Annotated in this window: 14 protein-coding genes; 6 read left to right on the forward strand and 8 right to left on the reverse strand. The window is 75.6% G+C overall.

Translation table 11 applies throughout. The features are described from left to right. Positions 1-43: 43 nt before the first annotated feature. The 6 genes from HOY81_RS01875 to HOY81_RS01900 form a co-directional block, all read right to left on the reverse strand. Positions 44-937 carry a MauE/DoxX family redox-associated membrane protein gene (locus HOY81_RS01875; RefSeq protein WP_237317310.1) on the reverse strand — a complete coding sequence of 298 codons (894 nt, stop codon included), beginning with the start codon at positions 935-937 and terminating at the stop codon, positions 44-46. An 18-nt stretch (positions 938-955) separates the two neighbouring features. Continuing rightward, positions 956-1,582 (reverse strand): cell wall protein, encoded by a 627-nt coding sequence (locus HOY81_RS01880; protein ID WP_237317313.1) that lies wholly within the window; start codon positions 1,580-1,582, stop codon positions 956-958. Positions 1,583-1,596: 14 nt separating this feature from the next. Then, entirely contained in the window at positions 1,597-2,022 is a 426-nt protein-coding gene (locus HOY81_RS01885) for a septal ring lytic transglycosylase RlpA family protein (RefSeq protein WP_237317315.1), read from the reverse strand. Positions 2,023-2,292: 270 nt separating this feature from the next. Continuing rightward, a complete protein-coding gene (locus HOY81_RS01890; protein WP_237317317.1) occupies positions 2,293-3,474 on the reverse strand; it encodes an alpha-hydroxy-acid oxidizing protein in 1,182 nt (393 codons plus the stop codon). A gap of 42 nt (positions 3,475-3,516) precedes the next feature. Beyond that, on the reverse strand, positions 3,517-4,431 hold the full coding sequence (locus HOY81_RS01895; RefSeq protein WP_237317319.1) for a PhzF family phenazine biosynthesis protein: 915 nt from the start codon (positions 4,429-4,431) through the stop codon (positions 3,517-3,519). A 109-nt stretch (positions 4,432-4,540) separates the two neighbouring features. Next, a complete protein-coding gene (locus HOY81_RS01900; protein WP_237317321.1) occupies positions 4,541-5,329 on the reverse strand; it encodes an SDR family oxidoreductase in 789 nt (262 codons plus the stop codon). 109 nt (positions 5,330-5,438) lie between these two features. Between HOY81_RS01900 and HOY81_RS01905 the strand changes: the two genes are divergently transcribed. The 5 genes from HOY81_RS01905 (at position 5,439) to HOY81_RS01925 (ending at position 11,666) form a co-directional block, all read left to right on the forward strand. Next, on the forward strand, positions 5,439-7,070 hold the full coding sequence (locus HOY81_RS01905) for an alkaline phosphatase (protein WP_237317323.1): 1,632 nt from the start codon (positions 5,439-5,441) through the stop codon (positions 7,068-7,070). 155 nt (positions 7,071-7,225) lie between these two features. Beyond that, on the forward strand, positions 7,226-8,542 hold the full coding sequence (locus tag HOY81_RS01910) for a multidrug effflux MFS transporter (RefSeq protein ID WP_237317325.1): 1,317 nt from the start codon (positions 7,226-7,228) through the stop codon (positions 8,540-8,542). Next, the gene (locus HOY81_RS01915; protein ID WP_237317327.1) at positions 8,515-9,711 is read left to right on the forward strand and encodes a serine hydrolase; all 1,197 of its coding nucleotides are present in this window, start codon (positions 8,515-8,517) and stop codon (positions 9,709-9,711) included. Before HOY81_RS01910 ends, HOY81_RS01915 begins: the two co-directional genes overlap by 28 nt. 57 nt (positions 9,712-9,768) lie before the next feature. Continuing rightward, positions 9,769-10,380 (forward strand): helix-turn-helix domain-containing protein, encoded by a 612-nt coding sequence (locus HOY81_RS01920; protein WP_237317329.1) that lies wholly within the window; start codon positions 9,769-9,771, stop codon positions 10,378-10,380. A gap of 152 nt (positions 10,381-10,532) precedes the next feature. Continuing rightward, the gene (locus HOY81_RS01925; protein WP_237317331.1) at positions 10,533-11,666 is read left to right on the forward strand and encodes a small ribosomal subunit Rsm22 family protein; all 1,134 of its coding nucleotides are present in this window, start codon (positions 10,533-10,535) and stop codon (positions 11,664-11,666) included. Positions 11,667-11,710: 44 nt separating this feature from the next. Here HOY81_RS01925 and ddaH read toward each other — a convergent pair whose 3' ends face one another. After that, entirely contained in the window at positions 11,711-12,520 is an 810-nt protein-coding gene (gene ddaH / locus HOY81_RS01930; RefSeq protein ID WP_368857733.1) for a dimethylargininase, read from the reverse strand. 328 nt (positions 12,521-12,848) lie between these two features. Here ddaH and HOY81_RS01935 point away from each other — a divergent pair, with 328 nt between their 5' ends. After that, the gene (locus tag HOY81_RS01935) at positions 12,849-13,580 is read left to right on the forward strand and encodes a bifunctional DNA primase/polymerase (protein WP_237317332.1); all 732 of its coding nucleotides are present in this window, start codon (positions 12,849-12,851) and stop codon (positions 13,578-13,580) included. A gap of 223 nt (positions 13,581-13,803) precedes the next feature. Here the strand turns inward: HOY81_RS01935 and HOY81_RS01940 are convergent, their stop codons facing one another. Next, positions 13,804-14,787: a hypothetical protein gene (locus tag HOY81_RS01940; protein WP_237317334.1), complete on the reverse strand. Its 984-nt coding sequence runs from the start codon at positions 14,785-14,787 to the stop codon at positions 13,804-13,806. Positions 14,788-14,885 lie beyond the last annotated feature (98 nt).

The raw sequence follows: 14,885 nt of genomic DNA on the forward strand, positions 1-14,885 counted from the left end.
GGGGCGGCCCCGGGGCCCGGAACGCCGGTGGCCCGGGGCCCCGTCAGGTGACCAGCGGGAGCGGCCGGTGCTCCGGGAGGGCGGGCAGCGCGTCCGGCACGACCTGCTCCGTGGCGTCGTCCACGACGGTGACCCGCACCGCGGGGGTCGCGGTGTTGTCCACCGTCGCCCGCGCGTCCAGGGCGAAGAGCACGGAGACCGGGCGCTGTGCGCCCGCCACCGCCCGTACGCCCGAGTAGCGCAGCACCCGCCAGCCGTCCTCGTCCCAGTGCTCCCGCAGTCCGGAGCGCACCAGGCCGGAGGCCGCCTCCCAGGCGAGGGACCGTTCCAGCAGCTCGACCGACGCCTCCGGCGGCACCTGCCCCGGCGCCCCGGCCAGCGGGTGGCCGAGGGCCCGCAGCCGCAGCCGGCGCAGCGGCAGCAGATAGCGGTCCGGGTCGGTGGAGAGCAGCGCCAGTACGGCGGCGTAGAGCGCGAGCAGCGCCAGGGCCGCCGCGGGGCGCGCGGCGGCGGCCGACCACCACGGTTCACCGGTCGCGGCCGCGCCGCCCCCCACCACCACCGTGCCGGCCCGCAGGAACGCGCGCGGGCCGATGGGAGCGTCGTCCCGCGCGGTGCAGCCGCAGGACGACTCGGGGGCGGTCCGCTTGGCCCACACCAGGTAGCCCGTGAAGCCCGCGCCGAGCGCGACCGCCGCCCCGCCGGTGACCGCCCGTCCGGGTGCGGCCAGCAGCCCGGCGGCGACCAGCAGTTCCGCCGCGCCGACCGCGCGCAGCGCCCGTACGGCCCCGGGGAGCCCGCCGAAGGCGCGCTCCAGAGCGGTGCCCGCGGCCTGCCGTTCGGGGGAGCGGGCGGTGAGCTTCACCGCGCCGCTCCAGGCCAGCAGCGCCCCGAGGGCGAGCGGGGCGAGCGCGGTGGCCAGTGCCGTCGACATCATCCGGTGCCCGCCTCCCGCTCAGTGCCCGACGGTGACGCGGACGACGTCGACCGAGTCGTCGCTCGGCCGCCAGGCGCCCAGGATCTGCGCCTCCTGGCCGATGCGCAGCCGGGACAGGTCGGAGGTGAGCGCCCCGCCCGCGTAGGACGCCGCGGTGGTGTCCCGGACGACCCGGCCGGTGATCTCGTGCCCGCCGTGCGACAGGTGCAGCCGGTCGCGGCCGATGCCGCGCAGGGTGCAGGTGAGGTTGACGATGTTCACCCAGACGGCGTCGGCGGCGATGCTGCCGTCGGGCATCCGCACGCCGCGGGCGTAGAGTCCGTCGCCGGGCTTGACGGCGTCGGCGGTGGTGGGGCGGACCTTCCAGATGCTGGTGGCGTTGGTGAGCTGGATGCGGTGGTGCTCGCCGTGCGAGCCGGCGACCTCCAGCATCGAGCCGTTGCGGCCGGCGACCCGGCCCTCGGCGAAGGAGCTCTCCTGGACGGCCGGGTCCAGCGGGGGCGTGGGGGCGGCGAACGCGGCGTCCGGGTCCAGTCCGCCCAGCGCGGAGGCGCCGACGATGGTGGCGCCGCCGAGGGCGGCACCGGTGAGGAAGCGGCGGCGGCCGACGCCGGGGCCGTTGTCGGGGGTGTGCGGTGCGGTCATGCCGGGTCTCCTCCTCACTCGTAGATCCAGACGGGCAGCTTGCCGGAGCTGAGGCTGCCGATGGCCGAGAACGCGGCGGGGGTCAGGTCGAGGATGCGGTTGACCCGGCACTGGCCGCCGCAGCAGGTCTGCTCGCCGCAGAAGCTCTTGGTGCGGGGCCCGCAGTCGGTGATGGTGATGCAGACGGTGGCGCCGGTGCACTGGTGACGGACGTTCATCACGGAGCCGCAGCCTCTGCGGGGGATGTTGCCCTCGCCGCAGAGGTCGGGCCGGGTGATGTCGTAGCAGGCGCCGGAGGCGTACGGCCAGGCGCCGTGGTTCGACGCCGAGCGGCAGTTGCCGCAGGCGCCGCCGCCCGCGGAACCGCAGGGGCCCCAGGCGCTGCCGCAGCAGAACCAGGTGGTCTCTCCGCGCCACAGATAGGTGGATCCGCATGCCATGGTGGTGCGCTCCCTTCGTGGGGGTGTCCTTGTCGTGCACGCGTTCTTGACGAGTGCATGACAATCCGTGCCGTGCGCTGCGCCCCGCCGTGGGGACGGGGAGGACACTCCGCAGAGATACGGACCGGGCGGTGCCGTCGCAGTGATGCGGTTGGAGCACGGTCATGATGCCGTGTTCCCCGCCCCTCCCGCCAGAGGGTGTGCGGCGGTGGGCAAGGCGCACCGCCGTACGGTGCCGGGTGCCGGCGCCCGGCACCGTACGGCCCGGGGTCAGGGCCTGTGCAGCGACCCCGGGCCGAGATCCGCGAGGGTGCGGTGCCCGGAGAGCCCGAGCGTCAGCTCCAGATCGGCCAGCAGGCTGCGCAGCACGTGCAGCACCCCGTCCTCGCCGCCGAGTCCCAGCCCGTAGACGTACGGCCGCCCGAGCAGCACCGCACGCGCGCCCAGCGCCAGCGCCTTCAGCACGTCCGCACCCGTGCGGACCCCGGAGTCGAAGAGCACCTCCAGCTCCCCGCCCGCGGCCTCCGCGACGGCCGGCAGGGCGTCCAGCGCCGCCACCGCGCCGTCCACCTGGCGCCCGCCGTGGTTGGAGACGACCACGCCGTCCACCCCCGCGGCGGCCGCCCGGCGTGCGTCGTCCGGATGCAGCACGCCCTTCAGCACCAGCGGGCCGTCCCAGTGCTCGCGCAGGAACGGCAGCCGGTCCCAGGTGCGGTCCGTGCCGGTGAACATCGGCACCCAGCGCAGCACCGCGGCGATCAGGTCCTCCTCCGGGGGCTTCGCCAGCCCCGCGCGGAACGCCGGGTCGGAGAACGGGATCGCCGTCCCGACGCCGCGGATGAACGGGAGGTAGGCGCGGTCCAGGTCCCGCGGCCGCCAGGCCAGCGTCCAGGTGTCCAGGGTGACCACCAGGGTGCGGAAACCGGCCGCCCGGGCCCGCTCCAGGATGCTCACGCACACCTCGTCGTCGGCCGGCCAGTAGAGCTGGAACCAGCGCGGTCCGGCGCCGCCCGCCTCCGCGACCTGCTCGATCGTGTGAGAGGAGGCGGTGGAGAGCACCATCGGCAGGCCCAGCGCGGCCGCGGCCCGCGCGGTGGCGAGTTCGCCGTCCGGATGGACGATCGACTGCACCCCGACGGGCGCCGTCAGCACCGGCGCCGGCAGCTCCTCGCCCAGCACCGTGGTGCGCAGGTCGCGCGCGGTGGCGCCGGTCAGCATCCGCGGCACCAGACGGCACCGGTCGAACGCCTCCCGGTTGGCGCGCGCGGTCGCGCCGGAGCCGGCGGCCCCGGCGACGTACCCGAACGGCCCCTCCTCCAGGCGCCCCCGCGCGGCCTCCTCCAGCGCGGTGAGGTCCGTGGTGAACGGCGGCAGCCGGTCCTCCAGGCCGTGCAGGTAGATCTCGTTCTGGTAGTTGCCGAAGCCGGGTGCGCCCGGGCCGGGCTCGCTCATGCGCAGTGCCTCCGTCCGTACGGGAGCCGGGCCGGGCCCGGCTCAGCGGATGCGGGCCGCCGTACCGCTGACGTGCACGCGCGGATCGCCGGAGCGGAGGGCGACGGTCAGCACGCCCGGGCGGCCCATGTCCTCGCCCTGGTGCAGGGTGAGCGTAGCGTCCGGGGCGACCAGCCCGAGTTCCCGGGCGTAGCCGCCGAAGGCGGCCGCCGCCGCGCCGGTCGCCGGGTCCTCCACCACGCCGCCGACGGGGAACGGGTCGCGCACGTGGAAGACGGCGCGGGAGGGCGGGGAGCCCGCCTCCGGCTCCCCGGCGGGCTCGCGCCACACGAGCTGGAGCGTGGTGAGGCCGAGCCGGAGCATGTGGTCCTTCAGCCGTCCGGTGTCGTAGTCCAGGTCCGCCAGGCGCTCCCGGGTCGCGGCGGCGAGGACGAGATGGTCGTTGCCGGCGAAGGCGATGCGCGGCGGGATCGCGGGGTCCAGCTCCCCGGCGCTCCAGCCCAGCGCGGCCAGCGCCTCCGCGAGGTCCGCCGCGGCCACCGGACGGGAGTGGGGCTCGACGCTGGTCAGGGTCGCGCGCAGCACGCCGTCCCGCTCGGCGACGGTCACCGGGATGGGGCCCGCCGGGGAGCGGAAGAGCAGCTCGCCCGGGCCCAGACGCTCGCCCAGGGCGACGGCCGTCGCCACGGTCGCGTGGCCGCAGAACACCACCTCCGCCAGGGGGCTGAAGTAGCGGATGGTGAAGGCCCGGCCCGGCGGCACGGCGGGTACCGGCTCCGCCGGGGGCGGGGTGAGGAAGGCCGTCTCCGAATAGCCCACCTCCGCGGCGATCCGCAGCATCTCCGCGTCGGAGAGGCCGTCGGCGTCCAGCACGACCCCGGCGGGATTGCCGCCCTCGGGGGAGCCGGAGAAGGCGGTGTAGCGGAGGATCGCGGGCTGCCCGGTCTGTGTCGTCATGACCGTGCAAACCTCACACGCCTGTCACGGTATTCCGCCGTCGCGCGGACCGCGTCGCCCGGCCGGCCGTGCCCGGGCCCGTCGCGCGGACGGCCTCACCCGGGCGGCGTCACCCGCGGCCGACGTACGGCATGGCCGTCGCCATCACGGTGGCGAACTGCACGTTCGCCTCCAGCGGCAGCGCGGCCATCTGCACCACGGTGCGGGCCACGTCCGCCGCGTCCATCACCGGCTCCACCGCCGTGGTGCCGTTCGCCTGGAGGATGCCGGTGCGCATCCGCTCCGTCATCTCGGTGGCGGCGTTGCCGACGTCGATCTGGCCGCAGGCGATGCCGTACGCGCGTCCGTCCAGCGACAGCGACCTGGTCAGTCCCGTCATGGCGTGCTTGGTCGCGGTGTAGGCGATCGAGTGAGGGCGGGGCGCATGGGCGGAGACCGACCCGTTGTTGATGATGCGTCCGCCGCGCGGACGCTGATCCTTCATCACCCGGAAGGCGGACTGGGCGCAGAGGAAGGCTCCGGTGAGGTTCACGTCCACCACGGCCCGCCATTCCGCCGCCGTGAGCTCCTCCAGGGGCTTCGCGGGGCCGAAGGCGCCCGCGTTGTTGAAGAGCAGATCCAGCCGTCCGTACGAATCGCGAATCGCGGCGAAGAGAGCATCGACTGATGCTGGATCAGTGACATCCGTGGGAACGACGACCACCTGTGCGGCGGGGCGGCCGGTGCGCGCGGCGGTCTCCTCGAGCGCTTCCGCCCGCCGCCCGGCCAGGGCCAGGGACCAGCCGGCCTCCGCCAGGGCCAGCGAGACCGCGCGTCCGATGCCGGAGCCCGCGCCGGTGACCAGCGCGGTACGGGCCGCCGGAGCGCCGGGCCCGGGGGCGTCGGGGGAGGTCGCCATGGGCGCAGCGTACGGGACGCCCGGCAGCGCGGCACCGGCCACCCGGTCGTCATGCGACTGTCGCGTACGCGCCGACGCCAGGCCGCCCGGGGGCGGTGCACTCGTCCCCATGACGCACACAGCGAGTGCAGACCGCGAACTGCGGTCCGCGGCCCGTCACCTGAGCCGCCGCAGGTTCCTGACCGTCACCGGCGCCGCGTTCGCACTGGCCTTCGGGACGAACCTGCCCCACACCGCCCACGCTGTGCCCGCACTCGACCCCCTGAGAATCCGCCGGGACCCCTTCACGCTCGGCGTGGCCTCCGGCGACCCCCGGCCGGACTCGGTCGTCCTGTGGACCCGGCTCGCCCCCGAGCCGTTCCGGGCCGACAGCGGCCTCCCTGCCGAGCCCGTCACCGTCACCTGGGAGATCAGTCGCGACCCGGACTTCCGCAGGCCGGCCGCGCGCGGCGAGGTGACCGCGCACCCGGAGTTCCACCACGCCGTACACGCCGAGGTGGACGGCCTCCGGGCCCGCACCCGCTACCACTACCGGTTCCGCGTGGGCGACTGGACCAGCCCGGTCGGCCGCACCCGGACCGCCCCCGCCGCCGACGCCGACCCCGGCAGCCTGCGCTTCGCCCTGGTGGCCTGCCAGGCGTACCACCAGGGCTACTTCACCCCGCTCCGGCACCTGGCCCGGGAGGACGACCTGGACCTGGTCTTCCACCTCGGCGACTACCTCTACGAGTACCCGGTCGACTCCGCGGGCGGCGACCGCCGCTACACCGACACCGTCCTCCCGGACCACTTCGACCGCGAGACGGTCACCCTGGAGGACTACCGGCTGCGTTACTCGCTCTACAAGAGCGACCCCGACCTGAAGGCCGCGCACGCCGCCCACCCCTGGGTCGTCACCTGGGACGACCACGAGACCGAGAACAACTACGCGGACGACGTCTCCGAGGACGGTGTCCCCCCGGAGGACTTCCTGGTCCGCCGCGCCGCCGCCTACCGCGCGTACTACGAGAACATGCCGCTGCGCCGTCCCCAGCGCCCGCAGGGACCGGACCTCCCCCTCTACCGCCGGCTGCACTACGGCCGGCTGGCGCAGTTCGACGTGCTGGACACCCGCCAGTACCGGGACAACCAGGCCAACGGCGACGGCTGGCAGATCCCCACCCCCGAATCCGAGGACCGGGCCCGCTCCATGACCGGCGAGGCCCAGGAGCGGTGGCTGCTGGACGGCTGGGCCACGTCCCGGGCCGTGTGGAACGTGGTGCCGCAGCAGGTCGTCTTCGCCCGCCGCCGGAACCGCACCGAGGGGCCCTTCCCGGTCTCCATGGACGCCTGGGACGGCTACCCGGCCTCCCGGCAGCGGATCGTGGCGGGCGCCCGCTCCGCGGAGGTGGCCAACCTCGTCGTCCTCACCGGCGACGTCCACGTGCACTACGCGCTGGACCTGAAGGAGGACTACGACGACCCCGGCTCCCGGACGATCGGTGTGGAACTCGTCACCAGCTCCGTCTCCAGCGGCCGGGACGGCGCCGAGCACCCCGGCAACTGGGAGCTGATGCTCGCCGCCAACCCGCATCTGAAGTTCTACGACGGCCGCCGCGGCTATGTGGTGGTCACCCTCGACCGCACCCGGCTGCGCGCGGACTACCGCACGGTGTCGCATGTCACCTCGCCGGGCGGCACCGTGAGCACCGCGGCCAGCTTCGTCTCCCACGCCGGCCGCCCCGGCCTGGTCAGGCTCTGACGCGGCCGTACGGGCGGCCCGCCCGGCGGCGTCCCGGCGGCCCGGTGCGGCCGCCTGTCGCGGCCGCACCTGACGCGGTCCACCGGAACCCGCTGGGCCGGGGACGGGATCCCTGGGAGAATGTGTCCGCCGTTGACATTCTCCTGGAGAGGTGCATGACCGACCCCGGCCGCCCGTCCCCGGGCGCCATACCCGCCGCCGCCCGCCCCGCCCACCACCCCGAGCCCGAGCCCGCCCCGCCGGTCGCCGCGGACCCCGCGCCACCGACCCGCAGGGAGCGGGCCGGGCTCCTCTTCACGCTCATCCTCGGCAGCCTCACCGCTCTGCCCGCGCTGTCGATGGACATGTACCTCCCGGCACTGCCCGAGGTCGCCGGCGCGCTGGACACCCCGGCCGCCGGCGTCCAGCTCACCCTGACCACCTGCCTGCTGGGCCTGGCCGTCGGGCAGCTCCTCGTCGGCCCGATGAGCGACCGCTTCGGGCGGCGCCGTCCGCTGGTCATCGGCATGGCCGGATACGTGCTGGCCAGCGCGGCCTGCGCGGTCGCCCCCACGGTCGAGGCGCTGACCGCCTTCCGCCTGGTGCAGGGGCTCACCGGCGCCGCCGGCATCGTCATCGCCCGCGCGGTGGTCCGCGACCTCTACGACGGGCTGGCCATGGCCCGTTTCTTCTCCACTCTGATGCTGATCTCCGGCGCGGCCCCGGTCTTCGCGCCGGTACTCGGCGGCCAGGTGCTGCGCTTCACCGACTGGCGCGGGGTCTTCCTGGTGCTCGCCGGGGTGGGCGCGGTGCTGATGGTGGTGCTGCTGCTCAAGCTCCCGGAGACGCTGCCCCCGCAGCGCCGGCACGGCGGCGGCGTCCCCCAGGCGCTGCGGACCATGCGGGGGCTCTTCGCCGACCGGGTCTTCACCGGGTACCTGCTGACCGGCAGCTTCGGCTTCGCGGGCCTCTTCGCCTACGTGGCCGCCTCGCCCTTCGTGATGCAGGAGATCTACGGAGCCTCGCCGCAGACCTTCAGCCTGCTCTTCATGACCAACTCCGTCGGCCTGGTCGCCGTCGGCCAGGTCAACGGGAGGCTGCTGGTCGGCCGCGTCGCCCTGGACAAGGTGATGGGCGCCGGACTGGGCCTGGTGCTCATCGCGGCCGCCGGGCTGCTGCTGATGACCAGCGGCGTCCTGGGGAGGGTCGGGCTGGTGCCGGTGGCGAGCGGCCTGTTCGCCCTGATGTCCGGCATGGCGCTGATCCTGCCCAACGCCAATTCCCAGGCGCTCATGCGGACCCCGCACGCGGCGGGCTCCGCCTCCGCGCTGCTGGGCACCTCGCAGTTCCTCGTCGGCGCGGTGGCCTCCCCGCTGGTGGGCGTCGCCGGGGAGGACACCGCGGTGCCGATGGCCGTCGTCCAGCTCGGCGCGCTTCTCGTCGCCGCAGTGAGCTTCCTCGGGCTGTGCCGGCCGTGGCGTACCCGAGACTGAGGCGGACCGCCTCGCCCGGCCGCGCGGGTCTGCGGGCCGCCGAGCTCAGCGCCCTGGTGCACGACGTCGACACCCTCCCGGGGACGTGGTGCGCCGGGGCCGTGGTGCTGGTGGGGCGCGGCCCCTATCTGGTGGTCGAGCACGCCACCGGCTGGGCGGTGCGCTACGCGGCGTACGACCCGGTGCGGGACGCCGGGCGGGAGCTGCCCCGGAACCGCTGGACACCGGCCCGGGCCGACACCGTGTTCGACCTGGCCTCGCTGAGCAAGCTCTTCACGGCGATCGCCGTGCTCCAGCAGGTCGAGCGCGGCACGCTGGACCTGGACGCGCCGATCGCCGGGTACGTGCGGGAGCGCGGCCGGCGCGGCGCCCGCACCACGGGCGGGGCGGGCGGCGGCCGGGAGGTCCCGGACCACGGCATCACCGTGCGGCAGCTCCTCGCCCACACCTCCGGGCTCCGTCCCGAGCTGCCCCTCTACCGGTGCGCCGGGCGGCAGGAGCGCCTGGACCTGCTCTGGGCCGAGCGGCCGGGCACCCCGCCCGGCAGCGCCCACCGCTACTCCGACCTGAACCTGCTGCTGGCCCAGCAGGTGCTGGAGAGCGTCGCCGGGCGGCCCCTGGACGTGCTCGTGCGGGACGGCATCACCCGGCCGCTGGGCATGACCCGCACCCGCTACCGGCCGCCGCGCGGCTGGCGGCGGCAGATCGCCGCCACCGAGGACCAGCGCCGCCCCTGGGCCAAGCTGGACCGCGGCCCGCTGCACGGCGAGGTGCACGACGAGAACGCCTACGCGCTGGGCGGCGTCGCCGGGCACGCCGGGCTCTTCTCCACCGCCGGCGACCTCGCGGTGCTCTGCCGCACCCTGCTCACCGGCGGCTCCTACGGGCAGGCCCGCATCCTCGCGCCCTCCTCGGTCGCCCTGCTGCTGACGCCGCCCGGGCTGGGCTTCGCCGTCGACCAGCCCTGGTTCATGGGCGAGCTGGCGGGGCCGCCGAGCGCGGGGCGCGCGGCCGGGCACACCGGCTTCACCGGCACCAGCCTGGTGCTGGACCCCGCCACGGACACCTTCCTCGTCCTGCTCGCGAACACCGTGCACCCGGTGCGCCGGCCCGCCGACTCCCGCCCGCGGGCGGTGGCGGCCACCCATGTGGCCCGTGCGGTGCGCTGACCGCCCGGGCGGCCGGGCGGGCCGGCTGTTGCCGGAACGGCAACGGCGGTTGCCGCCATGCCGGGGCGACGGTGCAATGACGGGGTGGAACACACGCCGGAGCTCAGCGAGGTCCTGGCCGGGGTCGGCCCCCGGCTCAGGCGGGTGCGCAACGAGCGCGGCGTCACCCTCGCGACGCTCTCCGGCGCCACCGGGATCTCGACCAGCACCCTCTCCCGGCTGGAGTCCGGGCAGCGCCGCCCCAGCCTGGAGCTGCTGCTGCCGATCGCCCGGGCGCACGGGATCGCGCTGGACGAACTGGTCGGCGCACCGCCGACCGGGGACCCGCGGGTCCGCGCCGAGCCGCGCCGGGTGAACGGCATGACGGTGCTCCCGCTGACCCGGCAGCCCGGTTCCCTCCAGGCGTTCAAGCTCGTGCTCTCCGGGGAGCAGCGGCCGCCCGACCTCAAGACCCACGAGGGGTACGAGTGGTTCTACGTGCTCAGCGGGCGGCTGCGGGTGCTGCTGGCCGACCACGACCTGGTGCTGAAGGCGGGGGAGGCGGCCGAGTTCGACACCCGGCTGCCGCACTGGTTCGGCAGCGCGGACGGGCGGCCCGTGGAGCTGCTCAGCCTCTTCGGGCCGCAGGGCGAACGGATGCACGTCCGCGCCCGCCCCACCCGCCGGTAGCCGGGCCCGCAGGACGGCCGCCGGACCGAGCCCCCGGGGGGCTGGTCGCCCCGGGCCGGCGCTTCCCGGGCGGTCGCCGGGATGGCGCCCGCGCGCTCGCGGGGCGCCCCGGGGCGGCCGGTCGCCGCGGGCGGAGGCCGTAGACTGCCGCGGTGCACCACCCCACGAGCCCCGCGCCGGCCGGCGAGCGTCTGCGGCAGTCCCTCGGCGCCCTCGTCGACGGACTGCCTCCGCGCCGGGCGGCGGCAGCCGTGGACCGGCTGATCGCCCACTACCGCGGCACGAGCACCGACGCCGGCGTCATCACCGGCACCGCCCCGATCCTGCGTGACCGCGCCGACGTGGTCGCCTACGCCGCCTACCGGATGCCGGCCACCTTCGCCGCGGCCGCCGCGGCGCTCGGCGCGCTCGCCACCCGGCTGCCCGGCTGGTCGCCCGCGGTCCATCTGGACGTGGGCGGCGGCACCGGTACCGCCGTCTGGGCCGCCGAGGCGGTGTGGGGCGACGGCCCCGGAGGGGCGACCCGGGCGACCACCGTGCTGGATCGCTCCGAGCCCGCGCTGGCCCTCGGCGGCGAGCTCGCCGCAGCCTCCGGCGGGCCCGCGCTCCGCGCCGCCGCATGGCGGTGCGCACGGCTGACCGGGGGCCACGGAGCCGGTGCCTCCGGTGGAGCCGGTGACGTCCGTACGTCCGGCCACGGGGGCGCCACCGGTGACGGGCCCGCCCCCGCCCTGCCCCCGGCGGACCTGGTCACCGCCTCCTACCTGCTGGGCGAGCTCCCCGCGGACGACCGCCGGGCGCTGGTCACCGCCACCGCCCGGGCGGGCGACGCGGTGGTGCTGATCGAACCGGGCACCCCGGACGGGTATCTGCGCATCCGGGAGGCGCGCGACCAGCTCACGGAGGCGGGACTGACGGTGCTCGCGCCCTGCCCGCACTCCGCGCGCTGCCCGATCGTGCCCGGGGAGGACTGGTGCCACGTCGCGGCCCGGGTGGCCCGCTCCTCGGTGCACCGGCAGGTCAAGGGAGGCTCGCTGCCGTACGAGGACGAGAAGTTCTCCTACGTCGCCGCCGTCGCCCCCGCCCTGACCGCGGACGGCGCTCCCGCGCCCTCCCGGGTGGTACGGAAGCCGCAGCTCCGCAAGGGACAGGTGCTGCTCGACCTGTGCACCCGGGAGGACGGGCTGCGGCGCACCACGGTCAGCAAGCGGCAGGGCCCCCGCTACCGCGCCGCCCGCGACACCTCCTGGGGCGACGCCTGGCCCCCGGAGGGCGAGGGGGCCTGACGGCCGCAGAGCCGGGCCCCGAGCCGGGGCCCGGCCCTTCCGGCTCAGGCGCGCAGTTCCGCGGTGCAGCACTTCACACTGCCGCCGCCCTTCAGCAGCTCCCCGAGGTCGATCCCCACCGGCTCGTACCCGCGGGCCCGCAGCGGCTCGAAGAGCCCGACGGCGGCCTGCGGCAGCAGCACGTGGTGCCCGTCGCTGACCGCGTTCAGCCCGAAGGCGCGGGCGTCCTCCTCGCCGGCCAGCAGTGCGTCGGGGAAGAGCCGCTCCAGCACGGCCCGGCTGCCGGGGGAGAAGGCGCCGGGGTAGTACATGACCTCCCCGTCGACGGCGTCGTCCAGCACGCACAGTGCCGTGTCCAGGTGGTAGAAGTGCGGGTCGACCAGGTCGAGACCGATCACCGGGCGGCCGAAGAACTCCTGCACCTCACCGTGCGACAGCGGGCTGCTGCGGAACCCGCGCCCGGCGAGCAGCCAGGAGGCGGTGACGGCGAAGTCCCCCTCGCCCTCGTTGATGTGCTCCGGCTCACGCACCCGGGTGAAGCCGTGCTCCCGGTACCAGGCCAGGTGGGCCGCGGCCTCGGCGGCGCGCTCCGGGTGGGCGAAGCGGGCCCCGAGCACGCGCCCGTCGACCACGGTGGCGCCGTTGGCGGCGTACACCATGTCCGGCAGGTCCGGGTCCGGCTCCAGCTCCTCCACGGTGTGGCCGAGCGACCGGTAGCGGTCCCGCAGGTCCTCCCACTGGGTGATCGCGAGTGGCAGGTCGACCGGTTTCTCCGGGTCCATCCAGGGGTTGATGGAGTAGGTGACACGAAAGTGCACGGGTGGGCACATCAGGTAGCGACGGGCTCTGAACAACGCGTGCTCCTCACGGGATCGCCGTGGACAGGGTGAGCTCATGGTCCCTTCCCGGAGCCGCTTCTGCCGGGTTTCCGGCGGAGAAGTTCCCGCGGATTCGCCGCGGGGCCACCCCGGGTGCGCGCCACCGGGGTCTCCGGGGGAGGATGGAGGGGGGCCGTGTGGGGTGCGGGGACACCCGTCATCCCCGGATGCGGTCCTGTGACGGTGCGTCGCCTCGTACCCTCGACGGTGTCGGGTCGTGCGCGCGCACCGCCGGACGGCGAGACCTCCGGTGCCCGGCGGGCCAGTGAGTCCAGGAGCCACGGTCGTGAGAGTGAGGCGGTAGATGGAACGCGCGAGCAGATTCCCCCGGTGGCTGCGCCGGCGCCCCCGATCGGGCGACGCCTCGGGGGCGGGCGGTGCACAGGCCCGCGAGGATCTGCTGCGGGCCGCCGCCGAGGCGGGCTTCCCGCTCGCGCCCGCCGCCCACCCCGAGGGGTACGGCTGCTCCTGCGTCCGTATCGGCTGTCCCACGCCCGGCCGGCACCCGGTCTCCTTCGCCTGGCAGACGCAGGCCACCACCGACCCCGACCAGGTGGCCCGCTGGGCGCAGGGCGAGCCCCGGGCCAACTTCGTCACCGCCACCGGACGCAACCACGACGTGCTGGACGTGCCGCTGGAAGCGGGCCGGGCGGCGCTGGACCGGCTGGACGCCGAGGGTGTCGTCACCGGCCCGGTCGCGGTCGCCGAGAGCGACCGGATGTTCTTCTTCACCGCCACCCGCGGCACGCCCGACGACGAGGACGAGTGGTGGCCGTGCGAGCTGGACTGCCACCCGGAGACCATGGACGAGCACCCCGGGCTGCGCTGGCACTGCCGCGGCAGCTATGTGCTGGTGCCGCCCGCGACCCTGCCCGGCGAGGGGCCGGACACGGAGGTGCGCTGGCTGCGGCCGCCGGTGCCGGGGGAGACGCTGCCGGAGCCGCTGACGCTGCTGGAGGCGCTGACGGACGCCTGCGCGGCGCATGTGGGCGACGCCGCGGACCACGAGCCCTCCGCTCCCTGGCCTGCCCGCTGACGGGTAGCTGCGGGGATCGCCGGTCCGCCGAGCGGCCCCGGGGTGCCGGGGGCCTGCCGGGCCGGGTGGTCGGCCTCTGTGGGCCGCCCCGCCGGGTGGCCTGTCCGCGGGGTGGCCCCGGCGGTGGCGCTCCCGCTGAGCCCGGGCCGGAGCCCGGCGGCGGGACCTCCGGAATCCGGCCCGTTCGAGCGCCTGTGGGAGCCGCCCTGCCCGCCCGCCGGCGTCACTCCCCCTTCGCCGAGGTCAGCCCGGAGTTGCGGCTGAGGAAGGTGGTCTGCGTGGCCTCCCCGCCGCCACCATCACCGCCCGCGCGCGGCGGCACCGTCACGGCCTGCCCGGAGATCCGCACATACGTCACCGACTTCTCCGGCGTGCCGGTCAGCAGCGCCTTCACATACGGGTCGTCGACCTGCGGCGTGTAGCCCTTGGCCACGGTCTGCTTCTTGTGGTGGTGGGTGGTGAAGAACGCCAGGGCCCCGCCGTCCTCCGTACGGAGCGCGAAGGACGGGTACTGCGGCGGCTCCGCCGGCAGGTCGGCCCACTCGGTCCGTACGCCCGGCTTCTCCGCGTTCTCCGCGCGCTGCTCGCGCCAGTCGCTGGTGTGCGGGCCCGGGGCGAAGCCCTCGCCGCCCTCCTGGAGATAGTCCGTGTACCGCTCGCTCAGTTCTCCCGGTGCCACGGTCAGCCCGGCCTGCTTGCCGGGGGGCACCGCCTCGGCGAGGCCGTCCTCGCCGACGGAGATCTCCGGGATCTCCTCCTCCGCCACGACGGCCAGGTAGGTGGCCTTCCACCGTTCCTCCACACCGCTGCGGGAGAAGACGAGGAGCCAGCGGCCGTCGCTGCGGTTGCTCTCGGCGTCGGCGACGAAGAACTTCGGCCAGCCCGCCTGTTCCGGGATGAGGAAGCGGGCGTCGGTCAGCCGCAGCGGCGTGTGGTCCTCGTCCCCCTCCGGGTGCACCTTCTTACGGGCGCGCAGCCCGGCCTGGTCGATCGCGCCCAGGGAGCCGGCCTCCACGGTGGCGTTGAGCTTCGCGTCGTAGGCCTCGGTGGCCTTGTTGTTGACCCGCTGGAAGCGCTTCAGGACCTTCTCGGCCTCAGCCTTCGCGACCGCCGGGACCACGGCCGTCTCGCCGTGCACGGTGATGCATCCGGACAGTGTCGTCGCCAGCACCGCAGCGGTCGTCGCCGCCAGCACCCGGGCCCTCATCCTGAGTCCTCCCCATCCACGGCCTTCGCAGGCGGCACCCTACCGCTGCGGGGAACGCACCGGCCCGCGGGCCCGGCTGTGGCATCATGCGGCGGCAG

Source organism: Streptomyces sp. JJ36 (assembly GCF_021696945.1).
Lineage (GTDB): Bacteria > Actinomycetota > Actinomycetes > Streptomycetales > Streptomycetaceae > Streptomyces.